We start from the raw sequence: 25581 nt of genomic DNA on the forward strand, positions 1-25581 counted from the left end.
CCAATTTTTCCTAATTGAACTCCCCGTTTTGGTTGTTTTCTGATTTTCCATTCTAAAAAAGGTGTGTGATCTTTCATGAAACAAGTACTTTCAAAAGACAATATTTTTCTAAACGAACAAGCGGGCTCTAAAGAAGAAGCCATTAAAAAAGCAGGCGAAGTCTTAGTGGCAAACGGTTATGTCACAAGTGATTATGTGGACAAAATGTTTGAAAGAGAAAATATTTCTTCTACATTTATGGGCAACGGAATTGCCATTCCTCATGGAACAGAGGATGCGAAAGGGGCTGTCCTTCATTCAGGAATTTCCATTATCCAAATTCCTGATGGCGTTGAATATGGCGAGGGGAATATTGCCAAAGTTGTATTTGGTATAGCTGGTAAAAACAATGAGCATCTCGATATTCTTTCTCAAATTGCGATTGTCTGTTCAGAGGAAGAAAACGTAGAGCGTATCATTCATGCAAAGGATCAGGATGAACTGATCGCCATCTTTAACGAGGTGAACTAACATGAAGGCACTTCATTTTGGAGCAGGCAATATTGGCAGAGGATTTATCGGATCTTTGTTAAAAGCATCAGGCTTTGAGCTCGTTTTTACCGATGTAAATGAAGCGGTGATCAACGAGCTGAATGAAAAAGGAGAATACACGGTTGAGCTCGCAGCATCAGGGCAGCAGCAAGAAGTAGTCGGTCCAGTGTCCGCTATCAATTCCGCAAAAGATCCAGCTGCATTAACTGAGGCAGTTGCAACAGCTGACCTCATTACAACAGCTGTTGGACCAGCTGTTTTGAACATCATTGCTTCATCGATTGCTGAAGGTTTAAAACAGAAAAAGCCTGATCATATCATCAACATTGTGGCGTGTGAAAATATGATTGGCGGCAGCTCTCATTTAAAGGAAGCTGTTTTCTCTCATTTAACAGCTGATGAACAAGAAGCGCTGTCACACACAGTTGGTTTTCCAAACGCTGCGGTTGACCGCATTGTCCCCATTCAGCACCATGAGGACATTTTGAAAGTATCAGTCGAGCCATTTTTCGAGTGGGTCATTGATGAGACAGGCTTTATTGGAGACGTTCCACAGATCGATGGAGCGACCTTTGTACAAGATTTGACGCCTTATATTGAGCGTAAGCTCTTTACTGTCAACACAGGACATGCACTAGCTGCTTATGTCGGGTACGAGAAAGGCGTTCAAACGATTAAAGAAGCTGTCGATACACCAGAGATTCGTCAAGTGGTCGAAGGTGCACTACACGAAACGGGCAGTTATTTAATCGACACCTATGGCTTTCAAAAAGAAGAACATGATGCGTATATTCAAAAAATCATCAAACGATTTGAAAATGCCTTTATCTCTGATGAAGTCACGCGCGTCGCACGTTCTCCGCTTAGAAAGCTTGGAGCAAATGACCGTTTAATCGGTCCAGCGAAAAAAATCAGACAGCCACAGTATTTAATTAAAGGCATTGTGGCAGCTTTGGCTTACGACTTTACTGAAGACGAAGAAGCTGTTCGTCTGCAGGCATTAAGAAAAGAAAAAGGCATTGAAGGTGTGCTGGAAGAGGTATGTGGACTCTCACCATCAGACGATCTTTATCAAGCCATTCTGAAAGAAACAGCTCGATAATGAGAAAAAATCCCTTTCCAACGTGCGAAAGGGATTTTTTCTATGACTTTTTTAATACTTTTCCCTGCTTGACGATATATAAAGTAAGGGGGAATTTGTACATGAAAAAGAAAGCGTTTGCGTCAAGAAGTGTCTTTTTTCAATTAATGTCTGCCATTATCGTAATCACGATTTTAACGGGCGGACTAGTTGGAACAACGGGGTATTTGTTAGCGAAACATGTCTTAATTGATGCAGGGAAAGCAGATTTAAAGCACATCGTCAGCGGAGCGATGGCCACACTTGAACAGTTGAATGACCGTGTGGAGAAAAAAGAACTGACGCTTGAGCAGGCGCAAGAACAAGCCCGGCTTTACTTGAGCGGGCCCAAAAATGACAACGGGAAGGGATACCAATCTCAAAAATCAGATTTTATCTATAAAAATAAAGGCTATCTGATCGCTTATGGCACTGACTATTCTACCCAGGTTCATCCTGTCAACGACATCGGCGTCATTCCAGATAACACGACCAATCGTCAAAAAATGGTCGCTGGCGCCAATGCAAAAGGTGAGGATGCACACTATGTGACCTATATGGATAAGGACGATGCAACGGGCGAAGAAAAAGAAAAGCTCGCCTATATGAGCCAGTTTACACCGTGGAATTGGAGTGTAGGTATCGCTGTTTTCCAGGACGAATTTTATAAAGAATTAGAGCAGATGAAGCTCTATATTATTCTCATTACAGCGGGTGTCGCCCTTCTGAGTCTAGGCGTCTTTTATTTAGCTGCTCGAGGAAAAGTCAGACTGCTGAAGCAAGTCACTGCTGCTTCAAAGGAAATTGCGGCGGGGAATATTGAACGCACGAGTTTAAAGGAAACAACGGATGAAATCGGACAGCTGGCAAAAGGCTTTAACCATATGTCAGGAGAGCTCAGAACACTGGTGAGCGGTTTACAGGAAACGAGCAGTCAGCTTGTTGAATCAGCGACAGATTTATCGGCGATATCTGAAGAAACCTCAGCCAGCAGTGAAGAAATTGGACGAGCCATCGGAGACATTTCGACTGGAACACTTCATCAAGCATCTGATCTTGAAGAAGCCAATCAACAAATGACCCAGTTTAATCAATCGATTGAGAATGTCAAAGAACAGAGTGATCAAATTAAACGGATTTCCGACCAATCGAGTCAATCATCACAGCAGGGCCAGCAAATCGTACAGCAATTAAAACAATCGAATGAACAATCGATTCAGGCTTCTCAAGGCATTAGAGCAGGAATCGAGCAGTTAAGTACAAAAGTACAGGATATCTCTCAAATCACAGATACGATTGAGAGCATTTCAAATGAGACGAATTTACTGGCACTTAATGCAAGTATTGAGGCAGCACGTGCAGGAGAGCATGGCAAAGGCTTCTCAGTTGTGGCGAGTGAAGTGCGGAATTTAGCTGAACAGACAAAACAATCAGCCGTTCAAATTCAGCAAATGATTCAAGGCATTAAAGAAGAAACGACGGCAACAGCCGGCATCATGTCGAGCACAATGGATCGTTTTGCCGAGCTGGATGAAGCGGTGCATAAAACAGAACATGAATTCAATGCCATCTCTACATTGATTTCACAAACCATCGTTGAAACAAACGCGATGGCAAAAGAGCTGAATACACTGCTGGAGCAAAACGACCTCATCACAAAAGCCATGCACGGCGCAGCACATGTTTCTCAAGAAAATGCGGCGGCGATCGAGGAAATCACTGCATCCACAGACGAACAAGTGACAGCCATCTCTAATGTGGCAAAAGCAGCAGAAAGACTTAATGAGCTTAGCATGCGATTGAATCAGGACATTGCGCGTTATCGTCTGTAAATCAAAGAGGACCGGATGATTTCCGGTCCTGTTGATTAAGAAGATTTTTTAATAATGATAAATGTTATAACAGAAGAGATTATGGAAATAACAGTGTAACAAACTACCCAAAATAAAAAAGAGAAGTTTCCTTCTGCTAAAGTAAACCAAAACACCAAACTTAAGACAAGAGAAACAAGAGGAGAAATCCATATGTTTCTAAAGATACGTGTACCTAATATTCCAATTAGAATCGACAATATTGGCAAGACGAAAATAATTAATAGAACAATAGATCCCACTAGGTTATCCCCCTTATTACTGAATTAATTCAAGTCGTCCCGTTTCCCAATCTTTTTTTGAGTGAATATCGATGGAATTAGTTAATGTTCCCTTCTTTAAATTATATATATCTACATGTCCTATCACATTTTGTTTTTTTTGAGTAGGATACTTGAAAAACGCATACATATTATCTTTAGAGTATTGAATGTTTTGGAGATATTGTTCTTCTTTTGTATCTTTCATAACAAAAGATTTTATTAACTTAAAATTTTTATCATAGATTAATACTTTGCCCTCAGAGGATGGGATAGCAATATTACCATCATGGAGTAATTCAATTTGTGTTGGAGAAAAAGATTTTTGATTAATTGTAATTTCTTTTTTTATTTTTAAATTAGACTTATTAATTAATAAAATTTTAGATTCTTCATTTTGGTTAACCGTATCGGTTAGGGCTAAAGCTATTGTATCAGAGTCTAACTCTTTAAATGCATCTTTTTCGTTACCTTCAATAAAATAAATCTGTTTATTTGGAATACGTTTATCCAAAATAATTTTATTGTTATTTGGATCAAGAACTTTTATGGATAAGTATTCATCGTCATAGTTGGAAAGTATATAAAATTTCCCATCTATTAACCTTGCAGAGTTGAGCATCCCCTTTAACTTTATATGTTGTTTTTTATCATCGTTGTTGTCTGTCCAATAAATAAATTCGCTCTCATACCCTTTATCTGTATAACCGATATTTATATCTTTAAAAACGTATGAGTTGCTAGCATTAATAAAGAAAGATCCTTCATCTTCTGTTGTTTTTGACATACTTTTTAAATTACCTTCTTTTAGTGAACCTGATTTTTTGTTTATGGTAAAATAATCATTACTTCGACTGCTATTAAAATAAATATTATCCTTGCTTTGTGTGCTGGATATAATACTATAACCAGAATTCAATAAACTATCTTTTATACTATTTCCTTTACTATCAAAGTAAATTATTTCAGTACCGGATTTTAATGTATTGGACAGAGAAATAATAAATGATGTATCCTTCATTTTGGTGAATTTTTTCTCTTTTGGGTTATTTTCTGAATTATTGGCTGTACAAGCTGATAAAATTAAAATAACAAATATACTTAAAAAGATACGTTTACTAAACATTTATAGACATCTCCTTAAAGACTAAAACAACCGTATAAGAAATACGATTGTTTTGAGTTAATTATTTTATTTGTTATGTTTAAAAATCTTAGTATTATTTGACTTTACAAGTTCCATTGGAGTGACAATAGTATCCCATTTGATATTATCAATATCTATGCCTTGATTCTTCCATGCTCTCCATGCAAGCTGTGAACAATAGAAACTTTTAGTAGTGTTTTTGTTTAAAAAATTCCAGTTATAAGGTTTTTTATTTGATGCTTGTTTTTCTGCATATTTAGCTGCTCCAATATATTTAGCGTTAGAAGAACCTTTAACCCATAAACCATAAACTTTTTTCTTCGTATTCCATGTATTCGGGTATTTTCTCACACCATCTTGCTTCTTTGGGCTATAACTTTTAGCCCAAGATTCTACAGTATTTGAGCTGTTTTGGGCTACAATTGCTGCATGTCCAACTCCTATTGAGGCGCTTCCAGAGTTAATTTCATAACTAACTAATACATCTCCCTTTGTGCCCATAGATTTTTTAGTAGACAAAGCAGATATTTTATTTTTCTCTACTTTATATTTAGGATAAAGTTTGTCAATTTGTCCTGAAGTTTCAAGCTGTTTGAACTCTTTTTGATCTTTTTTGTATAATTCGTCCCCTTTAGTTTCAGCGAATTTTCGATCATCTTTAGCGGTCTTAATTAATTCAGTAATTTCTTTATCGCTCATTCCTGATATTTTGTGTTGTTTTATTGCCTCTTTTTCTAAAGAATTTGATTCTGCAGCAAAAGATTGCTGAGAAAACCCAATACCAGTAATTAAAAGTGTAGAACATAAAACAGTTTTAAACGTTTGTTTATTTATCATACTAAAATCTCCCTTCAAATTTATAAGTAAAATATACAATAAAAAAACTGCTCTTTAAACCCATATTTTCAATTTTAAGGTTATTTTAAGGTTTATTTTTACTTATATATTTTGAAAGACTTTAAGTATGATTTACACATATTTGTGTAGAGTGCAAAGAAAGTGAGAAGCTTAGACAATAACAAAATTTCTTTTCATTCCACATTGGTAGTTAGTGCTAGTCTCATTTAGGAAGGTATCTATCGTTACTCTTGAATACATCACTTATTGTTACTATGAAAAGCACTGCAAATCACAATCATTGAGCAAACACCGGCGAAAAAAGCATGTTTTTTTCTCATTCTGATTCACTCCCTTCAAAGCCCATTAGGAGACCGCATCACATATTTCAATGAAATGACCATCAGGATCAGACACATAAGCGACCGTTTGACCCCATGGTTTTTTTGCAGGTTCATTGATGATCGAAACCCCTTTTTCCTTCATTGATGCAATCGTTTGCTCCACATCATCCACAACAAAGCCAATTTCAAACGTGTGAGACGCTTGATTTGCTTCAGGGACAGGCAATCCGAGTGCTTCTTTGACATCTTGGCGTGAATTAATCGATAACGTCACGTCTCCAGTGTCAAACTCAACATAGGATTCAACCCTCAATTTTATTGGGAAACCAAGTACTTGCTGATAGAAATGAATACTCGACTCCACATCGTTTACATATAAAATGGTATATTTCATTTTCATGTGAAAAACTCCTCTCTTCATATACGTGTCAAAAACGGAAAGGTTTCCCACTCATTGTACCATATAGGATATAAGGTGTATTTCGTGCCAAAAAAATCAAAATATTTAGCTCGATAGTCTTGAAAAACAAAAAGTGGTGACATATGATAAAATTGTAAAATTAGAAAAAATAGGGGGATCTTACATGTTGAAAAAAATCATGGTGGCTGTCTTGTCTTTAGGTCTTTTACTAAGCTTTACACAAGTCGACACCCACACAGCAGATGCAAAGACAGTGAAGTACAAAAACTGTAAAGCGCTGAACAAGGTATATAAAGGCGGCGTAGCAAAAAGCAAAAACACGAAAAACAAAGGCGGAAAAACAAAGTACAAGCCATATGTATCAAAAGCACTTTATCAAAAAAACATGAAGCTTGACCGCGACAAAGACGGCATTGCGTGTGAACGCTAAGCACATGTGAAAAGACCTGTAATAAGGTCTTTTTTCTATGGGATCAAACTCGTCCCTTTGTGCCAGCTTCCTCTTTATATTAAAATAAAGATAGTTTCAAAAATCGATACAAAGTGAGGTACTCAATTTGTCAACACAAGCTCATAAGAAAGACATCCGATTGATTGCCATTGATATGGATGGCACGCTGTTAAACAGTGAGCACATCATTCCAGAGGAAAATAAACAAGCCATTAAAGAAGCTGAAGCAAAAGGGGTCCATGTGGTCATTAGCACAGGGCGGACACTGATGACATGCCGAGAGCTGGTTGAGCCGCTCAAGTTATCGTCTTACCTCGTGACAGCAAACGGAAGTGAAATCTGGGATTCAAATTTTCAGCTGATCGAACGAGATCTGCTGCATCCTGATCACGTCCAAATGATGTGGGATTTAAAAAATAGGTACGAAACCGATTACTGGGCTTCGACTGTGGATAAGGTGTGGAGAGGTGAATTCCCTGAACGGATTCATGACCATGAATGGCTGAAATTTGGCTTTGATATTCATGATGATGACGTTCGTGAGGAAGTACTCAATACATTGAAAACAAATAAGCACCTAGAGATCACAAACTCAAGTCCAACGAATATCGAAGTGAATGCAGCCGGCATTAACAAAGCGGCAGCTCTTGCAAAAGTAGCAGAACGCATTGGCTGTACGATGGACAACGTCATGTCACTTGGCGACAGCCTCAATGATATGGCCATGATTCAAGAAGCCGGATTAGGCATTGCGATGGGAAATGCCCAGGAAGTGGTGAAAGAGGCGGCTGATTGGATTACGGCTCCTAACACAGAACACGGTGTTGCAAAAGCCATCCAACATTGGGTGCTGTCTAAATAAGGTGCACTTCATTACAAGAAAAAGTGAGAGGACTTTGCCTCTCGCTTTTTTTGTTTTCTCCTAGTTCGAATGTTATGTTTTCTGCCAATTTCATGTGCAGTCTATCCAAAGTTGGTATAATCAATATAAATTCGAATATTCGGACTTTATATTCCGTATTTCGGAACAACAAGGAGGGATTCTATGTATCAAGTGGATATCAACTGTGATTTGGGAGAAAGCTTTGGTCAATACACAATCGGTGCAGACGAACAAATCTTAGAATATGTCACCTCAGCCAACATTGCTTGCGGTTTTCATGCAGGAGATCCAACGGTCATGAGAAAGACAGTTAGAATGGCACTGGATAAAGGGGTTAAAATTGGTGCGCATCCGGGTTTGCAAGATTTGGCCGGCTTTGGCAGACGTCCAATGGCTATCTCCGCAGAGGAAGCCTATGATCTTGTCATCTATCAAATTGGCGCTCTATCAGCCTTTCTCAAGGCCGAGGGCGGCACGATGCAGCATGTCAAACCACACGGCGCCCTCTACAACATGGCAGCTGAAAATACTGAATTATCTGAATCAATTGCGCAGGCTGTGTATGATGTGGATCCAAACCTTGTGTTATTTGGTCTGTCAGGCAGTGAACTTGCGTTAGCAGGTGAACGAATAGGTCTGCAAGTGGCACATGAAGTGTTTTCTGATCGGACGTATCAAACAGATGGGACGCTGACATCCCGCCGCGAACCACATGCACTCATTGAAGAGGATGAACGGGCCGTCCAGCAGGTTGTTCGTATGGTGCGAGAAAGCAGGGTTCGTACAGTTCAAGGAGAAGATATCGAGCTCAAAGCAGATACGGTCTGCATTCACGGAGACGGCAGCCATGCGCTTCAATTTGCAAAAACCATTACAGCGAAGCTAAAAGAAGCCGGGATTCATCTCAAGGCCTTTCAATAAAAATCGTCATCAAAGGGGGAAACAGCATGAAAACAGAGAAAGTCAAACAAATGAAGGCACCAAAGGGGAATCGGTCTATGCTGATGGGCGCTGCCTTTTTAATGGCGACGTCCGCGATCGGACCGGGATTTTTAACACAAACAACCGTCTTCACACAGCAGCTTGCGGCTAGCTTTGGGTTTGTCATTTTGATCTCAATTTTATTAGATATTTTTGCACAAACAAATGTATGGCGCATCATTGCCGTTTCAGAAAAACGAGGTCAGGATATAGCGAATATGGTGCTCCCGGGTCTCGGGTATGTGCTGGCCTTTTTGATTGTCATTGGAGGACTTGCCTTTAACATCGGAAATATCGCTGGAGCTGGTCTCGGTTTTCAGGTGATCTTCGGTGTCGATCCGCGAATCGGCGCAGGGATCAGTGCTGTGATTGCCATTCTCATCTTTGTGATCAAAGAGGCTGGGAAAGCGATGGACCGTTTTACGCAGGCAGCAGGCTTTGTCATGATTGGCCTGATGCTGTACGTGGCGATTTCAACAGCGCCGCCAGTTGGAGAAGCAGCCGTGAGAACATTTGTCCCAGAGACGATTGATATTTTATCCATTGTGACACTTGTGGGCGGAACGGTAGGCGGCTATATCGTCTTTGCTGGCGGGCATCGCTTGCTGGATGCAGGTATTAAGGGGAAGGAAGCACTGCCGCAAGTGACGAAAAGCTCTATTTTCGGTGTGTTAATTACATCTGTCATGCGTGTGGCACTCTTTCTTGCCACATTAGGAGTTGTCTCAAAAGGCTTGCAGATAGATCCATCCAACCCGCCTGCCTCTGTTTTTCAATTAGCTTCAGGAAATATCGGATATAAAATGTTCGGGATTATTATGTGGGCTGCGGCGATTACATCCGTCATTGGAGCAGCATACACATCTGTTTCTTTCTTCAAAACCTTCTCACCAAAAATTGAGCAAAACCAGCGTGGTATCATCATTGGCTTTATTGCCCTCTCGACCCTTTGTTTTATTACGATCGGAAGACCAGTGAACATCTTGATATTAGTTGGAGCGATCAATGCATTGATTTTGCCGCTCGCCCTTGGCACATTACTCGTTGCGGCGTATAAGAAAGACATTGTCGGAGATTATCGGCATCCATTCTTTTTGACAGTGACTGGTGCATTTGTTGTGGTCATTATGGCGATGATGGGCGGCTATACCATCATTAATGAAATCCCGAAACTATGGAGTTGATTCAGATGAATACTTATCAAACATATGAGCCATCACAGATGAGAGAATTGATTCGCGAAAAAAAGATCACAGGACCAACGGCTGGCTTTGCAGAGGGGTTTGCTCAAGCCAATTTAATGATTGTCAAAAAGGAACTTGCCTTTGATTTTCTATTATTTTGTCAGCGGAATCCGGCTGCGTGTCCCTTGCTTGATGTACTGGACCCAGGTGATCCAGTGCCAAGACGGTCGGCGCCTCAAGCGGATATTCGTTCGGACTTTCCTAAGTACCGTATTTACCGAAAAGGGATTCTTGAAGAAGAGGTGACAGATATCACTGCTTATTGGGAGGATGATATGGTTGCCTTTCTCATTGGATGCAGTTTTACGTTTGAGCACGCGCTTATGCTAAATGACATTCCTGTCCGCCATATCGAAGACGGTCATAACGTACCCATGTATCAAACAAATATAGCTTGTGAAAAAGCAGGAGTCTTTCATGGCCCGATGGTGGTCAGCATGAGACCCATTCCGGCGCATCAAGTCACAAGAAGTGTTCAAGTGACATCTCGATTTCCATCAGTGCATGGGGGCCCGATCCATATAGGGGACCCAGCGATGATTGGCATTTCCGATGTAGATCAGCCTGACTTTGGAGAACCATCTGTGATCAAAGAAGGAGAAGTCCCGGTGTTTTGGGCATGTGGTGTGACGCCGCAAGCCATTGTCATGCATACAAAACCCGATATTGGATTACTCATGCACCTGGGCATATGTTCATCACAGATCGAAGAGATCAAAAGCTCGGCGTACTGTAGAAAGAGAGGTGTTCTCAAGTGGCTTTTTCAACGATAAAAGATTCCATCACCTACCACCCGCTGGGAGATGCAGCGATCGTCATCCAAGCTGGAGCTGACATACGTGAGGAGATTCATGCACGTGTTGAGCAGCTGTTTGCATGTATTGAACAGCACCCATTTGAAGGATATGTAGAAGCGGTTCAAGCCTTTACTAATGTGACTGTTTTCTACGAGCCTTATACCGTTCATCAATCGGCCCAGCTTCAAACACATGACCTGTCTCCATATGAATGGGTCAAAGGCTACATTGAACAACTTCTTGAAGACAAATGGCAGGAGGGAGTTCAGGTAAAGCGCCGCATCGTTGACATTCCAGTCTGTTACGGAGGAGCGCTGGGTCCTGATTTAGAAGAGGTTGCCCGTATCAATGGTTTAACGCCAGAGGAAGTCGTGCGTATTCACACTGCGGGCACGTACCTTGTCTATATGATTGGATTTGCCCCAGGGTTTCCGTTTTTAGGCGGGCTGTCTGAAAAGATCGCAGCACCACGCAGAGAAACACCAAGAATGTCCATTCCAAAAGGCTCTGTTGGTATTGCAGGAAAGCAGACAGGCGTTTATCCAATTTCTACACCCGGGGGTTGGCAGCTCATTGGACAAACCCCGCTGCCGCTTTTTCGCCCAGACGATGAAATTCCGAGTCTATTGAAAGCAGGGGACGAGGTCAGATTTGTCCAAATGTCTGAAAAGGAATTTTTCAGCATGAAGGAGGCAGAATGTTGAGTATTCATGTCATCAAGCCAGGGATGTACACAACCATTCAAGATAAAGGGCGTCAAGGCTATCAAAAGTATGGCGTCTTAACGAGCGGCGGCATGGATCCGCTCTCACTTAGAATCGCCAACATTCTCACCGGCAACCAAGAAAACGAAGCCGTGCTGGAAGTCACGTTGATGGGGCCGGGGCCTGTGCTCACATGTGAGAAGGATCAGCTCATTGCAGTCACTGGTGCTGATGTTGAGATTGATATTGATGGAGAGCGGGCACCATTATGGAAGCCGCTCTTTGTTCGATCAGGAAGCACGATTACCTTTGGTCTTTGTAAGAGAGGCTGCCGCGTTTATCTTGCTGTGGCAGGTGGATTTGATGTGGCACCAGTCATGCAGAGCAAAAGCACTTATGTCAGAGCAGGAATCGGTGGACTGAAAGGACGACCGCTTGAAAAAGGCGACATTCTGCCTGTTGGAGAGCCGTCTATCGTAGCGGATCATTTGTTTGATAGGCTGAAAAATAAAGTGAAACAGGCGGGATACGGCGCACCCGATTGGACAGTGAGTCATGATCATTTTTTGCCGCTGCTGAAATCGCCAGTGATTCGCGTGCTGGCAGGCAGGCATCTTTCTTTTTTTCAAGAAACATCTCAAACCGCTTTTTTTGAGCAGCCTTATCAGGTCACACCCCAATCAGATCGTATGGGCTGCCGGCTGAAGGGGGAGCCGGTTCATTTAAAAGAAAAGCTGGAATTGATCTCAGAAGCTGTCGCCTTTGGATCTATTCAAATTCCACCCGATGGCCAGCCGATTATTCTGCTGGCAGATCGGCAGACGACAGGCGGATACCCGCGTATTGGAGAAGTAGCAACTGTTGATCTGCCGCTTATTGCACAGGCGATGCCTGGGGCAAAGCTGTATTTTGAACAAATAGATCACCGGGATGCAGAGCAGGCGTTATTTAAGCAAGAAGCCGAACTGAGGGAGCTGGCCGCAAGAATCAAGCTGGAAGCATTCTCGTTTAGAAAAGGTGAAGAAGATGCAAAACACAAATAAAACGGTTGTGAAATCAATGGAGATTTTGCGGCTGTTTATCGCTCACGATCAATTAACATTAAATGAAATGATCGAGCTTTCCGGTATGCCGAAAACATCTGTTCATCGTATGGCGAGCTCTTTAGCTGATATGGGGCTGTTAGAAAAGCAAGAAACGGGTGTTTATCGATTAGGCTTGATGTTCCTTGAATACGGTCAGCTTGTGGCGGACCGCCTTGATATTCGAAGGATTGCAAGACCATTTATGGAAAGCTTACGGGATGAAGTAGGAGAAGCTGTACAGCTCATTGTTCGTGAAGGCGACGAAGCCATTTACGTGGAAAAGATTGAAGGTACGCAGCCTGTTCGTCTCTACACCGCCGTCGGCAGACGGTCCCCCCTATATGCGGGTGCCTGTGCGAGAAGTATTCTCTCTTTTTTACCAGAGAGCGAGAGACTTGCCTATATTGACTCAATCGAGCTGGGGAAGATCGGAATTGGGACCATCACAGATAAAGAGGTCCTAAGAAACATGCTGGAAGAATCAAATGCACGGGGATATACGCTAAGCTATTCTGAGCTTGAAAACTATACAGCTGCGATTGGAGCCCCAATTTTCAATCATCTGGGGGAAGTGGCAGCAGGTATTAGCATTGCAGGATTTGAAGCAGGATATCAAAAAGAACGCTTACCTTACTTAATTAAACAGGTGAAAAAAGCCGCCAGTGATATTTCGAGGGAATTAGGATTTTCATCTGAACAAATAAAAAGCCAATGACCGTAAAGATCATTGGCTTTTTGCGTGCAGTTATTAGAAAGTTTTTCCTAAAGCTTTCGCACGTTCGATTGCATCTGCTTTAATTTGCTCTGCTTTCGCAGGCTCAGCATTGTGGCCTTCAACGATAAGACCTTCGAAAGAAGGAATTCCGAAGAAGCTAGCGATTGTACCAAGGTAACGGTGACCTGCTTCAAGTTCAGCAGCAGGACCTTCAGAGTAGTATCCGCCACGTGCTTGGATGTGAAGAGCTTTTTTGTCTGTTAATAATCCAACAGGACCTTGCTCAGTGTATTTGAATGTTTTACCAGCTACAGCAACAGAGTCGATGTATGCTTTAAGAACTGGTGGGAATGAGAAGTTCCAAAGTGGTGAAACAAATACATATTTGTCAGCAGAAACGAATTGATCACTTAATTCGTTTAGACGAGCAACTTTCGCTTGCTCTTCAGCTGAAAGTGTATCGAAACCAGCGCCAGATTGAAGTTTGCCCCAGCCAGCGAATACATCTGCATCAATGTGAGGGATGTTTTCTTTGTACAAATCGATATGTACAACCTCGTCACTTGGATTTGCTTCCTTATAAGATTCGATAAATGCCTTAGCAGTAGCCATACTGTAAGAAACTGTTTCATCATGCGGATGTGCAGTGATGTATAAAACTTTTGCCATGTTCATTCAATCCTTTCTGTTTCGGTTATTTTTTTAGCGTATCCCAATGATACACTGAATATGTGGCATCTTTAATCATATTGGAATGCTATGAAAAAGATGTAACAAGCACAGTTACATGAAAACTGATATTTTCATTGTAATCACAATGTAGTTTGAAGTCAAGGTATAAAGTCTCGAAATCAAGATAAAAAGTTTGTAAATTTTTCTGGAACGCGTAAACACGCAGTTTTCAGCGTAAAAAGCCTACTCTTATTGAACAAAAAATCGTTCGATATCGCAAGTAAAGAGTTTGTAAAGGCACTGCATCTCAAAAATAGATGGATGCCCCTAAGTCATCTGCTACAAGCAACTGTTCTCCGAATTCGTATATATAAGAGAAGGCAGGAGAGAGTGAGGGATAAGAGTGGGACGATCCTATGTTGCGATTGGAGATTCCTTAACAGTTGGGGTGGGGGCACGTTTATTTGGCGGAGGATTTGTTCAGCGATTTTGGTGGATGCTTGAAAAAAAGACACATGCACCGGTCGAGCTGTCCGTATTTGCAAAATCAGGGTTAACGACTGATCAGATTTTACAGCTCTTCAAACGGTCAGAGGTGAGACGTGCGATTGCAGCAGCAAACATCATCACCATCACAGGCTGTGGGAATGACCTTGTTCAAGCTGTTCAGCAGTATGAAGAAGGTGAAGATGAAAAGAAACTGCTGCAAGCAGTCATACATTGTCAGGCGAATTTTAGCAAGATGATTCAAGAAATTGCTCAGATCAAAAAAGGGCAGCATCAGCCTTACTACGTATATTTCATGAATTTATATAATCCATTTCCGCAAATACCAATAGCCGGGCGGTGGCTTCAGCAATATAATCAACAACTTCGTTTGCTTGCTGCGAATCCGCATGTAGAAGTTGTGGATGTGTACCGAGCGTTTGAAGGGCATGAAAGAGCCTACTTATCGATTGATCAATTTCATCCGAATCCTAAGGGGTATGAAGCAATGGCAGAAGCATTGTTTAAGGTATACTGTAAACAGCTGTAATCCGTGGGATTGCAGTTTTTTTCATCCTTTTCAATATATGACGGTTTCGATATGATAAAAGAAACGAAGGCGAAAGAGGTGTGGAGGCATGGAGGAGATTAGTGCATATTTTCAAGAGATGACTGGAACGGCTTATGAAGTGGGAAAACAGCAGGCTGTCTGGCTTAAGGAGAACCCGCTGCTAAAGACACAATATATTCGGACAGAACCGGTAACACAACAGGCTGTGAAAGAAACGAAGCAGCTGATCCGTCCCTTTCTTCCTCAATTAGATGAAGAGTTTGCTGGGTTTTGTGATGAAATGCAATTAGATGAGCGTTATTTGACCTTTTTCTATTCATCTCATCTTCAGCCAGGCTGTTCCCACTGTGTGAGGCAGGGGAATATGGCGGCAGGTCAACAAACGGTCATGCTTCGTAACTATGATTTCTCCCCGATTTTTGATGATATGCGTCTTGTGACGACACATGTAAAAGGCTCGGCATATCATACAGGCTCGTCGCTGCTCTTGTTTGGCAGATCTGATGGGATGAATGAGCATGGTCTTTCTGTAACTTTCTCTGCTTGCGGTCCGCCGGTTGGCAATGAACCCGGTTTAAAGCCCCCAGCAGTCGCCGGTTTGCAGGTGTATCATGTGATTCGCTCTGTTCTGGAAACCTATCAAACGGTCGAGGAAGCCATTCGCTCTATCGAGGAAATGCCCGTTGCCTCAAATGTTCACATCATGCTTGCGGATCGAAAAGGAGAGGCGGCTGTGATTGAAATCATTGATGGTCAAAAAAGAGTGAGAAGACCGGAGAGAGGTTATATTGCGGCAACAAATCATCCGGTAGCTGATCAAACAGCAAAAGGGATGACCAAACATCATTCTGTGGTCAGATACGATATGTTAATGGAAGCGTTAAAAGAACAACGATCAAGTGATTCTCTTGTGAAACTGTTCCAGACAGAATATCCTGATGGTCTGGCTGTGCACAATTATGAGGAGCTGTTTGGAACGATGCGAACCGTCATGTTCCGTCCAGAAGAAGGCACAATCGATTATTGCTTTGGCTCTCCAGTATACAATCCGACTTATTCTTTAAAAGCGGGGGGTTCACTGCCTTTTCAAGAACAAAAGGTTCAATTTCATCAAAAGGATTATGGACCGTCATTTTGGAGAAGTGTCTGATGATCCCTTGTTTATATTTTGTCATAGCCGCTGTGCCAAAGTCAGATCAACTAAAGATTGCAATGCTCGTTGAAAGCGTTTTATATTAAGGTGTGACAATAGACCTATTTATACAGAAGGAGGCATTTCATGTACATAACGGCACGAGAACAGAAAGTCATTAAATACATCATTCAGCAAAATCGTTATGTCACCATTCGTGAGATAGCCGATTCTGTTCAGGTAAGTACTAGAACGATCCATAGAGAACTAAAATCCATTAAACCAATATTGAAAGATTATCAACTTTCATTAGATAAACAGCCGGGGAAAGGCTTGAAGGCAGTCGGCGAACAGGAGGATAAACAGCGGCTTCTTGCTCATATGTCAAATGAGGATCAAATCGAATATAGCTCAGATGAACGAAAGCTCTTAATTCTATGTGCGCTGCTTGAAGCGAAGGAACCGGTGAAATTATACACACTCGCAGCTGACTTGCAGGTAACAAATGCGACGATCAGCTATGATTTAGATGAACTGACGGAGTGGATTGCTCCATACGGTTTGCAGCTTATCCGCAAGCGCGGGTACGGCATTGAATTAAAAGGGCCGGAGGAAGCAAAACGAAAAATTGTCGGCAATCTCATTGTTGACCGGCTCGACATTCAATTGTTTTTAGAAACGATTGAAATGAATATCAAACATCGAACGAAAGCAACGGAAAAGGTGTTTGGCGTTGTCAGCAGAGGACAGCTGCTTAAGGTAGAAAGGCTGCTCTTTCATTTGAAAGATCGACTGTCACTCTCCTTATCTGATAGTGCCTATATTGCACTTGTTGTTCACTTAACCTATGCTATCGAACGTATTCAGCTTGGGGAAACCATTCGAATGGAAGAGGAGGAGCTGCTGGAATTAAAGCGGACGAAGGAATTTGAATCATCACTTCGAATGGCAAGAGCGCTTGAACGCATGTTTAATGTGGAGATCCCTGAAGCGGAGGTCGGATATATGACCATCCACCTTCGCAGCGCAAATCGCAGCTTTCAGACTGAATACCGTATTGATGAAATTGAGCTGGATATAGCGCTGAGAACGAAAAAGCTCATTGATTTTATTTCAAATAAAACCGGCTATCATCTCAATGAAAATGATTCATTGTATGAGGGGCTCGTGTCTCATCTTGAGCCTGCCATGAACCGTCTAAAGGAAAAGATGAGAATCTATAATCCGCTCACACAACAAATTAAAAAAGACTACTTTTTGCTGTTTATGGCGATTGAAGAAGGAGTCGAGCGTTTCTTTCCAGAGATTGAATTTCCAGAGGATGAAATTGCCTTTCTTGTGCTTCACTTTGGCTCAGTGCTTGAAATCAAAAAAGAAGAAACAAAAATTCATGCGCTGGTTGTTTGCTCAAGCGGGATTGGTTCCTCGAAAATGCTCGCCTCCCGGTTGAAAAAAGAATTGCCGGAGATCGCCAAATTCGATCTATCCTCTTTGATGGAGCTAAAGGAAATCGATGCATCGAGCTATGACATGATTGTCTCGACCGTTCCGATCCCATATGAGCATATCGATTACATCATGGTCAGCCCGCTTTTAAACGAGGATGATGCTATGCGTGTGAAGGCTCATATTAAACGGAAGATTCCTTATATCATCGAGAAAAAAAGAATAAAAGAACCTCCCGAAGAATTGGCGCAAGAAACCGTTGATATGATGGCGGTGGCAGAGCAGGTGACGAATTATATGTTTGTGATTCGCAGCATCCTGTCCCATTTTACCATCGAAAAAAGAGAGACGATGCCGCAGCATGATGAAACCATTAGGCAGCTGCTTCGTCAGCTTGAAGAGGAAGGATTTATCATACATGCAGATGATGTGGCGGGCGGCCTTTTGGAACGTGAACAGCAAGGCGGCTTAGGCATACCTGGCACTGAATTTGCTCTTTACCATTTAAAGCATACATTCATCAAGGAACCAATCTTTCATATTTATGATCTTGATCAGGCATACGAGGTTAAAAGCATGGATGGCGGGCAGCAGCAGATGTCAAGAATGCTCATGATGCTGGCGCCGCAAGAGCTTGGCAAGGAAGGGTCAGAAATGTTTAGTCTGATCAGTTCATCCATCATTGAAAGTGAAGAAAGCATGGCGCTTTATGGACAAGGAACAAAGGAAAACATTGAACAGAAATTACATCAGCTTTTCTATCAATTTGTCAAAGAGGCAAAGTGGTAAGAAAAAGGCCGAGAGCTTATTCGCTTCTCGGCTTTTTTGCTGTGACACAGACAGCAAGGGTAGGGCGAATTTCTTCATACTCAATAGAAAATTCGTCAAACCCTGCAAACTGCAAGTCATTTAATATGTTTTCACCCATCTCTTTTGTCCGATTGGCGTCAGCTCCTTTTTCTCTTGGCTGCATCACAATAGCGAGTGTCCCGCCTGGTTTTAAGGTGTGATAAAGATTGAGTAAGCCCGTTTTTGGATCATCCCAAATCGTAAAATTGTTAACAGACAGTACTTTGTCATACTGCTCTCCGGGAAGACGTGTTTTCTCGATTTTGCCGACATACAGACGAACCTGTTTGTCTTTTGCCCGTTTGCTGACGCGGGACTGTGCTTGCTCCTGCATGGTGGAAGAAGCATCCAGCCCATCAATGTGAAGGTCTTGATAATGCTTGAGCATATGTTTGATACTGTAGCCGGGTCCATAGCCAATTTCCAGAATGTTTTCACCATCTGTCAAATCTAAGTGGCGGATGGCCCACTGATTCAATGCTTTATTTTCATTTGCCATAATGAGTCCAGCAATGCTTCCGAGCCAGCCTTTTGGTCTGCTAAAGGTTTTCGAAATAGTAGACAGCATGTGAGAACGCTCCTTTTTGATGATCATGTAACCGATTTTTCCCCTCTTCAAACATGCTGATTTTCGGGAACACATCAATACAGCTTCATGATGTTTGAGTGAAAAAATGAGGTGGTAATGAAAGGATACATCAACAAATCAAGGAGGAGCTTACACATGGATTTACGTGATTATTTAACAAATGGCATTCCGCGCCAAACGCAGGATCAGCAGCCAGGCAGTGAAAGAGAAATGAATCCAGCGCCGATCTTTGAGGATGAATCATATCAAGGTTCTGGCAAGCTAAAAGGAAAAGTGGCACTGATTACAGGTGGAGATAGTGGAATTGGACGGGCAGTATCTGTTGCCTATGCAAAGGAAGGTGCACATGTTGCCATTGTGTATTTAAATGAACATGAGGATGCAGAGGATACGCAAAAACGTGTAGAACAAGAAGGCGTCAAATGCTTAACGATTGCAGGAGATGTCGGTGACGAAGCCTTTTGTGAGAAAGCAGTAGAAAAAACAGTTGAAGCCTTTGGTCAATTAGACATTTTAGTAAATAATGCGGCTGAACAGCATCCGCAAGAACGTATTCAAGATATTTCGAGTGAACAGCTTCACCAAACCTTTAGAACCAACTTCTATTCCTATTTCTATTTTACGAAAAAGGCATTGGATTATTTAAAACCGGGAAGCTCCATTATTAACACAACATCCATTAACCCATATAGAGGTAACCCAGTGCTGATTGATTATACGGCAACAAAAGGAGCCATTAACGGCTTTACGCGTTCTATGGCACAATCGCTTGTGAAAGATGGGATTCGAGTGAACGGTGTAGCGCCAGGTCCAATTTGGACGCCGCTCATTCCATCTACATTTGATGAAGACAGTGTGGAAAGCTTCGGAGCAGAAACTCCGATGGGAAGACCAGGACAGCCTGTTGAGCATGTCGGCTGCTTTGTACTGCTGGCTTCTGACGAATCGTCTTATATGACAGGACAGACACTTCATGTCAATGGCGGTTCCTTTATGAATACATGATCTACCGCGGCACCGCCCAGCTTTGATTGGGCGGTGTTTTTAGTATTTCTTGCGATTTTTCTGCACAGATATGACAGACCATACGATTATGCCTACAACAACTGCCGCAATGACAAGTGAGCTCAAATGAAACATCGTTTCATGATGCATGTTCAATTTCTCCCTTCATTGAACCTGTTTTTTATAGCATCAGCCAGAAGGTCTCTTTTTATGAAAAACACATTTCTTTGTTTAATGAATGGGCTGTCGTGGAAACCTACGTATACGGATGAAATTTTGAAGGAGTGAAACGATATGTCTCAAGGAGAATTAAAACAAAAGGTATTAAACCTGTTAGATGAACAAAAGGTGGGAACACTAGCGACTGTTGAACAGGATAAGCCGCATACCCGCTATATGACTTTTTTCCATGAAGGGCTGACGTTATATACACCAACGAGTAAAGAAACACATAAAGCAGAAGAAATTGAAAAAAACCCGAATGTTCATATTCTCATTGGATATTCAGGCGAAGGATTCGGTGATACGTATGCAGAGATTGCAGGCACCGCAGCATTAACCGACGATCCGGAACTGATTGACCGTCTTTGGTCTGATGAGATGGAGAAATGGTTTAAAGGAAAAGATGACCCAAATCTAGTGATCCTGAAGATTGACCCAGCCTCCATTCGTTATATGAATGAAGGAAGCCGTACACCAGCAGAATTATCACTTTAACACTTGCGCAAGCAGGGGGAATGTGTTATAGTTTGATATTAAGTGTTGAAATAAGCAAATAAATAAAGAAAGTAAACTTTCTTTTTTCTATGACATAATGAGAAGCAATAGAGCTTCTACTTGATAAGAACGAGACGCTGTCAAAGCGAACAAACTTATTCTTTTCCTTCTGCCACCGCCCCCCTATAAGAGCGGAAGAATGGAAAAAAGACGTTTTGATTTACAATTCACACTGGCACGGCTTCGGAGCCGTAAGGACGAATGAGAGGTAGGGCTTTCGTTGTCTTGTTATCCAGAACTTCCATGGCGTTTACTTTCAAACGTAGGTTCACTCGGAACACATATGACACACTGATATGATCGAATCTTAATTCATACACTCCGTAACGGAGATTAAACATTGATTATTTATTTGCATGAAAAGAGTAAGGAAAAGGCTGCCATCTATTTGGCAGCCTTTTTCATTAGGTCAAACAATAGAACCCCGAAACCAATGAGCACAAGAAAAGGAAAAACAAAGGTCGCAACCATTCGCATAGCGTCCGCCCCAAAAGGGTTTGACACTAAAAGCAGGCCGATAAATGCACAAATAATCAGAGTGAATAAAGCGAGCTTCATGATCATTTACTTTGTCCTTTTTTCTGATACCGCCAAATCCGCTCAATAAAAAAGAACATGACCGCAAACAAAATAGAAAACATGAACATATCCAGCAGTGTCACGCCTCTATTTGGATGCACAAGACCAAACCAAATGAATTGAAGAACAAAAGAGATCGCAAAATATAGAATCAATTTTTTCATCATTTTCCTCTTTTCACTTATTTTTTTGCCTCTTAAGCCACATCAGCCAAATGATGAAGGAACCAATCACACATGAGAGCAATGTGACAGGCGGCAAGGTGTGCCAGCTAGTCAGCCCCTTTACAAAACACATATAAAAAAAGAAAATGGAAATGGATACGAGTACCCATTGCTTGAACCAGCGAGGGACACGCAGCCAAGCCGCTAGAATGATTGATGATAGCTTATCCAATGAGATAACTCCTTTTTTGAATCTGATTGGATTTTATCGTAAACAACAAAGTTTGTAAAATATGGATTTCAGAGGCTTTGATGGTATTCTTCTAGCATGAAACATTTTCGCTGTACTGACGTATAAGTTTAAGGAACCTCATGAAAGGAAGCGATCAAGTGAAAAGAATACCAATCATCTTCCTCAGATATATTGTCTTCTTTATTCCAGCGATCATTCTTAGTGTCTTGGTGTGGAACCATTACCAAGATGATTTGTCAGATGGGAAAGTAACAGAGTATGACGTCAAAGGAATGTTTACATTTGATGAAGGAAAACGAGTGGTGAGTGCTGTATCAAAAGACCAGCAGCTCCATTTTGCAATGTATGATCCTCAATCAGGAAAAAGAATTAGTGAATGGACCACAGAAAGTGATACGTTTCATGAAATGCTACCATCCATTCAAGGAAACAATCTCTTACTGACTTTAAAAAATAAAGACGGGCAGCTGTTGATCGAGAAACTAACACCAAGCGGAGAAAAGAAAAAGCTCGTTCAAAATACCCTGCAGATTCCCTCATTTCTAAAAACGAATACATACCAATGGAATGGACGGCTCGTATTTACAGGAGAAATGGATGGTGCCGCTGCAGTCATCGGTGAGCTGAAGGATGGTCAGTTTCATGTGCACAATCTAAACGATCTAAAGCTGCCAGCAAGACCCGTTTCTATCGATGTCGTCATGAATTCCTTTAGAGGGCAGACGCCAATTCCTATGTTTGAATTGGCTTTGAAAAATGACCAGAAGGCGTATGTCAGCGGAATCTCAAACGAGAAGCAACAGCTTGGGGTTTATGTCTCCAAAAACGCTGAACCGTTCAGTCTCATTGAAGATAAAGTGGAGCAGCAGCTGGAGAAAACAATCGGGACATCACAAAACTTTGCAGTCGCTGTCGAATCTAACTATCCAAAAAGGGCAAGGAAAGTGAATGCAGAGGGAAGGCTTGGGGAAGTCGTTCCAACACCAAAGCCGATTTATCAAACCTTTATTTACCAGCTTAATGAAGAAGAAGTTCTTCTTGCAGGCTCTACAGCAAAGGACGAAGCAAAAGGCAATCTGACAGGTTATATATATAACCATCGCACGAATAAGGCGACGTCTGCCAGCAAGCTTTTGCAGTCGTTTTCATATGAATCTTTACAAAGAGAAGGGCTCTCTTTCAATAAAAATGTGAAGAGCGACTGGCTCTATTATTCATTCGAAAATCAATTAACGGGTGCATTTGAGACGAAAAGCAAAGAGCTAAAGGAATTTCCTTTGCAAAAGGTCATCTCAATTGAAAACGCCAGTCCGGCCCACCAAACGTCTGTTGATACCTTTACGCAATATGTTATGAAGGGCGGACCGCTCATTCTTAACTGGGCGATATGGATCTTGATCCCGCTATTATTATTTGTGCTAGCGATCTTCCTGCCGCCGATTTTGAGACTGGTGAGGAGAAACAAGATAAAGGACAGTGTCACATTAGAAGCCAATATTGTGTCTGTTAAAGAAACGGGCACCTACATTAACGAACAGCCAGTTGTCAGCATGCGGCTTCAATTTGAATATGAAGGGCAGCGCATAGAAAAGACGGTTAAAACGGTTGTATCCTACACCCAGATACCACAGCCGGGACAGCGTATTGTCATTCACTATGATCCAAAGAAGAAAAAAGCGATGCTCTTAAAAGAGGGTGACTTCTCGCAGCCAAGCGAGCCAAAGTTTATCAAAGGCGCTGTTTTAAGAAACATAGAATCATATGGAACTGTAGGACGAGGCACCGTCTTATCACTCACATTTGAATTAGATCAGAAAACGTATATCATTCCGATGATTCAAGCCGCCGGTTTTGAATTTAGAACAGGAGAAAAAGCCGATCTTGTCGATATCAACGGCCAGCTCAAAATGGCATCCTATGGCCATGAAGTGCGGAATCGATCGGGGAAAGATGTGACGTTAACAGGAACGATTCAGCGTGTGAAGCAATATCCAGTGGCCATCCATGAACAAAAGCCTATTCAGCTTGATGTGTCGGTTTCAAACGGCGATGAGTCCATCACAAAAACGGTCAGCCAATTCATCCCTGATCATATGCAGGTCACAGCCGGCACTCAAATCACGATCCAGACAAAAAAAGAAGAGCTGGATAGAGAAATGGGTCTCATGCAAGAGAAACAAGGAAGTGCAAAAGTGACCAATGTTGAATTTGCTAGCGTCATCGGCAATCTGCCGTTAGCAATCATTCAGGTTGAGAGAAATGGCATGATGTATGAAGTGAAACAGCCAATCGATCCAATCACTAGCGTCTTGCCTGGTGATGAATTATGGGTGGCGTATCACGACATGACGCGTCAAGCAGCCATTGTGAAATATGCATCGATATAAAAAAGCGTTCCCCAGCGTGAAAAAAAGGGCTAAAACGAATGTCGTTTTAGCCCTTTTTGATTAAGCTTTTGTATCATATTGGCGGAGCACCTTATCGTAGGCGAAGTTACCGAAAGGAATGAAAGCCGCAAAAAAACCAGCGATGGACCATTTCAAATGCCAGCGAACTTTAAAAGTCACATATGCCAAAACGAGCATATAGATGACAAACAATGCGCCATGAAGAGAGCCTACAATAGTGACTGCCATCGGAATATCCGCAAAATATTTTAGAGGCATGGCAATTAAAAGAAGGGTTAAAAGAGACATACCCTCAATAAAACCCGCCTGTCGAAGACGGCTAATACTTGTATGCATATACAAATCCTCCTGTATAAAAGCTAGTTTCTCATCTTCTAATATAAACGAAAGATCGTCTGGACATGCTAAAATCTACGAAAAATTCAAAATATGTTCATGGAATGCTTAAAAAATGGGAAAAGCCCTTTATTCTTTGTTTGTTTTAGAGAGTACTTGCTTTAAGTGCATAACATCATGTAATAAGTGCTCTGTCATTGCTTGAACCGCTTCTATGGAGCGGCGCTCTTTTATTTCAGAATAGATGGCTGTATGCTCTCTTTGAATGGTTTCAGCACGAGCCCCGCCGCTAAAATGGAAGATGCGGCAATAGTGAATGAGTGCATTCACGTGATTCAATTGTTTGGATAAGCGGTCATTGTGACTCGCCAAAATGATTTTTTGGTGAAAGGCTTCATGTAACTGGACGATCTCTTTAGATGGCAGCTGCTGCTTGATCGCTTCGTCCGCCTGCGTGAGAACCTGCTCAATTTCATCCATTTCTCTTTGCGAGGCTTCCTTACAGGCAAGCTCAACAGCAAGTGTTTCTAAAGCCACCCGAATTTGATAAAGCTCCTCGACATCTTTTTCTGTTAACGTATAGACGGAATAGCCTGATCGATGATCTGCGATTAAGAGCTCGTCTTTTTCTAACAGCCTCATCGCCTCTCTTACCGGTGATCGGCTTACGCCAAATTGTTTGGCAAGCTGTGTTTCATTGATGCGCTCTCCTGGCTGAAACTGGCCATCAAATATCATTTGCTTCAGCTGTTCATAAAATTGCATGTGATACGGTGCTGGTCTTTCCATCCCGAATGAATTCATCCCATCATTCCCTCTTTTATTCATCATCTTTTGTCTCATGTTATCCAAGTTTTTCCCTCTAGGCAAGCCTGCATCGAAAAGTCAATATCGTACAATCCAAGAGAAAAAGGGTGTGCTAC

General features: G+C 41.8%; 27 protein-coding genes and 1 pseudogene. 17 read left to right on the forward strand and 11 right to left on the reverse strand.

Annotation, left to right across the window (positions count from 1 at the left end; genetic code table 11):
* Window positions 1-75: 75 nt before the first annotated feature.
* From MHB66_RS02190 to MHB66_RS02200, 3 genes are all read left to right on the forward strand, one after another.
* Window positions 76-510 (forward strand): PTS sugar transporter subunit IIA, encoded by a 435-nt coding sequence (locus tag MHB66_RS02190; protein ID WP_046313909.1) that lies wholly within the window; start codon window positions 76-78, stop codon window positions 508-510.
* A 1-nt stretch (window position 511) separates the two neighbouring features.
* Window positions 512-1633 carry a mannitol-1-phosphate 5-dehydrogenase gene (locus tag MHB66_RS02195; protein ID WP_046313911.1) on the forward strand — a complete coding sequence of 374 codons (1122 nt, stop codon included), beginning with the start codon at window positions 512-514 and terminating at the stop codon, window positions 1631-1633.
* A gap of 101 nt (window positions 1634-1734) precedes the next feature.
* Window positions 1735-3483 carry a methyl-accepting chemotaxis protein gene (locus MHB66_RS02200; protein WP_046313912.1) on the forward strand — a complete coding sequence of 583 codons (1749 nt, stop codon included), beginning with the start codon at window positions 1735-1737 and terminating at the stop codon, window positions 3481-3483.
* Between the two features lie 35 nt (window positions 3484-3518).
* Here the strand turns inward: MHB66_RS02200 and MHB66_RS02205 are convergent, their stop codons facing one another.
* The 4 genes from MHB66_RS02205 to MHB66_RS02220 all read right to left on the reverse strand — a co-directional run bounded on the left by MHB66_RS02205 (window position 3519) and on the right by MHB66_RS02220 (window position 6510).
* Complete coding sequence (locus MHB66_RS02205; protein WP_080701244.1) at window positions 3519-3764, reverse strand: DUF2651 family protein; 246 nt, start codon at window positions 3762-3764, stop codon at window positions 3519-3521.
* 16 nt (window positions 3765-3780) lie between these two features.
* Window positions 3781-4908: a hypothetical protein gene (locus tag MHB66_RS02210; protein WP_046313914.1), complete on the reverse strand. Its 1128-nt coding sequence runs from the start codon at window positions 4906-4908 to the stop codon at window positions 3781-3783.
* A 66-nt stretch (window positions 4909-4974) separates the two neighbouring features.
* Window positions 4975-5766, reverse strand: coding sequence for a septation ring formation regulator EzrA (locus tag MHB66_RS02215; protein WP_034283804.1), 792 nt, complete (start codon window positions 5764-5766; stop codon window positions 4975-4977).
* A 366-nt stretch (window positions 5767-6132) separates the two neighbouring features.
* Entirely contained in the window at window positions 6133-6510 is a 378-nt protein-coding gene (locus MHB66_RS02220) for a VOC family protein (protein WP_046313916.1), read from the reverse strand.
* Between the two features lie 184 nt (window positions 6511-6694).
* On the opposite strand from MHB66_RS02220, the gene MHB66_RS02225 reads away from it, so the two are divergent.
* The 8 genes and pseudogenes from MHB66_RS02225 to MHB66_RS02260 all read left to right on the forward strand — a co-directional run bounded on the left by MHB66_RS02225 (window position 6695) and on the right by MHB66_RS02260 (window position 13391).
* Entirely contained in the window at window positions 6695-6961 is a 267-nt protein-coding gene (locus tag MHB66_RS02225) for an excalibur calcium-binding domain-containing protein (RefSeq protein ID WP_080943500.1), read from the forward strand.
* 127 nt (window positions 6962-7088) lie between these two features.
* Window positions 7089-7844, forward strand: coding sequence for a Cof-type HAD-IIB family hydrolase (locus MHB66_RS02230; RefSeq protein WP_024425552.1), 756 nt, complete (start codon window positions 7089-7091; stop codon window positions 7842-7844).
* A gap of 183 nt (window positions 7845-8027) precedes the next feature.
* Complete coding sequence (locus MHB66_RS02235) at window positions 8028-8786, forward strand: 5-oxoprolinase subunit PxpA (RefSeq protein ID WP_046313918.1); 759 nt, start codon at window positions 8028-8030, stop codon at window positions 8784-8786.
* Between the two features lie 26 nt (window positions 8787-8812).
* Window positions 8813-10030, forward strand: a complete 1218-nt coding sequence (locus tag MHB66_RS02240; RefSeq protein WP_034283809.1) for an NRAMP family divalent metal transporter — start codon at window positions 8813-8815, stop codon at window positions 10028-10030.
* A 5-nt stretch (window positions 10031-10035) separates the two neighbouring features.
* Window positions 10036-10826 (forward strand): annotated as a pseudogene (locus MHB66_RS02245) (putative hydro-lyase).
* 18 nt (window positions 10827-10844) lie between these two features.
* On the forward strand, window positions 10845-11591 hold the full coding sequence (gene pxpB / locus MHB66_RS02250; protein WP_046313919.1) for a 5-oxoprolinase subunit PxpB: 747 nt from the start codon (window positions 10845-10847) through the stop codon (window positions 11589-11591).
* Window positions 11588-12634 (forward strand): biotin-dependent carboxyltransferase family protein, encoded by a 1047-nt coding sequence (locus MHB66_RS02255; protein ID WP_046313921.1) that lies wholly within the window; start codon window positions 11588-11590, stop codon window positions 12632-12634. The genes pxpB and MHB66_RS02255 overlap by 4 nt, the downstream gene beginning before the upstream one ends.
* Window positions 12618-13391, forward strand: coding sequence for an IclR family transcriptional regulator (locus MHB66_RS02260; protein WP_034283816.1), 774 nt, complete (start codon window positions 12618-12620; stop codon window positions 13389-13391). Before MHB66_RS02255 ends, MHB66_RS02260 begins: the two co-directional genes overlap by 17 nt.
* A 33-nt stretch (window positions 13392-13424) precedes the next feature.
* On the opposite strand, the gene MHB66_RS02265 is transcribed toward MHB66_RS02260, so the two are convergent.
* A complete protein-coding gene (locus tag MHB66_RS02265; RefSeq protein ID WP_034283819.1) occupies window positions 13425-14060 on the reverse strand; it encodes an FMN-dependent NADH-azoreductase in 636 nt (211 codons plus the stop codon).
* A gap of 406 nt (window positions 14061-14466) precedes the next feature.
* Here MHB66_RS02265 and MHB66_RS02270 point away from each other — a divergent pair, with 406 nt between their 5' ends.
* From MHB66_RS02270 to MHB66_RS02280, 3 genes are all read left to right on the forward strand, one after another.
* Window positions 14467-15099, forward strand: coding sequence for a GDSL-type esterase/lipase family protein (locus MHB66_RS02270; protein ID WP_046313923.1), 633 nt, complete (start codon window positions 14467-14469; stop codon window positions 15097-15099).
* 88 nt (window positions 15100-15187) lie between these two features.
* Window positions 15188-16270, forward strand: a complete 1083-nt coding sequence (locus tag MHB66_RS02275) for a C45 family peptidase (RefSeq protein WP_046313925.1) — start codon at window positions 15188-15190, stop codon at window positions 16268-16270.
* A gap of 129 nt (window positions 16271-16399) precedes the next feature.
* Complete coding sequence (locus tag MHB66_RS02280) at window positions 16400-18487, forward strand: transcription antiterminator (protein ID WP_046313927.1); 2088 nt, start codon at window positions 16400-16402, stop codon at window positions 18485-18487.
* 16 nt (window positions 18488-18503) lie between these two features.
* On the opposite strand, the gene MHB66_RS02285 is transcribed toward MHB66_RS02280, so the two are convergent.
* Complete coding sequence (locus tag MHB66_RS02285; protein ID WP_046314021.1) at window positions 18504-19115, reverse strand: class I SAM-dependent methyltransferase; 612 nt, start codon at window positions 19113-19115, stop codon at window positions 18504-18506.
* A gap of 156 nt (window positions 19116-19271) precedes the next feature.
* Here MHB66_RS02285 and MHB66_RS02290 point away from each other — a divergent pair, with 156 nt between their 5' ends.
* Complete coding sequence (locus MHB66_RS02290; RefSeq protein ID WP_034283829.1) at window positions 19272-20141, forward strand: SDR family oxidoreductase; 870 nt, start codon at window positions 19272-19274, stop codon at window positions 20139-20141.
* Between the two features lie 294 nt (window positions 20142-20435).
* A complete protein-coding gene (locus MHB66_RS02295; RefSeq protein ID WP_046313929.1) occupies window positions 20436-20858 on the forward strand; it encodes a pyridoxamine 5'-phosphate oxidase family protein in 423 nt (140 codons plus the stop codon).
* Between the two features lie 444 nt (window positions 20859-21302).
* Here MHB66_RS02295 and MHB66_RS02300 read toward each other — a convergent pair whose 3' ends face one another.
* Genes MHB66_RS02300 through MHB66_RS02310 form a run of 3 tightly spaced genes read right to left on the reverse strand, consistent with a single transcriptional unit; the run spans window position 21303 to window position 21893 of the window.
* Complete coding sequence (locus MHB66_RS02300) at window positions 21303-21482, reverse strand: hypothetical protein (RefSeq protein WP_046313930.1); 180 nt, start codon at window positions 21480-21482, stop codon at window positions 21303-21305.
* Entirely contained in the window at window positions 21479-21661 is a 183-nt protein-coding gene (locus MHB66_RS02305) for a hypothetical protein (RefSeq protein WP_046313932.1), read from the reverse strand. Before MHB66_RS02305 ends, MHB66_RS02300 begins: the two co-directional genes overlap by 4 nt.
* Before the next feature lie 13 nt (window positions 21662-21674).
* Window positions 21675-21893, reverse strand: a complete 219-nt coding sequence (locus MHB66_RS02310) for a hypothetical protein (protein ID WP_041116719.1) — start codon at window positions 21891-21893, stop codon at window positions 21675-21677.
* A gap of 158 nt (window positions 21894-22051) precedes the next feature.
* On the opposite strand from MHB66_RS02310, the gene MHB66_RS02315 reads away from it, so the two are divergent.
* Entirely contained in the window at window positions 22052-24301 is a 2250-nt protein-coding gene (locus tag MHB66_RS02315; protein WP_235362389.1) for a hypothetical protein, read from the forward strand.
* A gap of 60 nt (window positions 24302-24361) precedes the next feature.
* Here MHB66_RS02315 and MHB66_RS02320 read toward each other — a convergent pair whose 3' ends face one another.
* The gene (locus MHB66_RS02320) at window positions 24362-24658 is read right to left on the reverse strand and encodes a DUF3817 domain-containing protein (protein WP_034664017.1); all 297 of its coding nucleotides are present in this window, start codon (window positions 24656-24658) and stop codon (window positions 24362-24364) included.
* A gap of 129 nt (window positions 24659-24787) precedes the next feature.
* The gene (locus MHB66_RS02325) at window positions 24788-25462 is read right to left on the reverse strand and encodes a GntR family transcriptional regulator (RefSeq protein WP_046314023.1); all 675 of its coding nucleotides are present in this window, start codon (window positions 25460-25462) and stop codon (window positions 24788-24790) included.
* Window positions 25463-25581 lie beyond the last annotated feature (119 nt).

This window comes from Bacillus sp. FSL L8-0167 (assembly GCF_038630295.1).
Taxonomy (GTDB): domain Bacteria; phylum Bacillota; class Bacilli; order Bacillales; family Bacillaceae; genus Bacillus; species Bacillus safensis.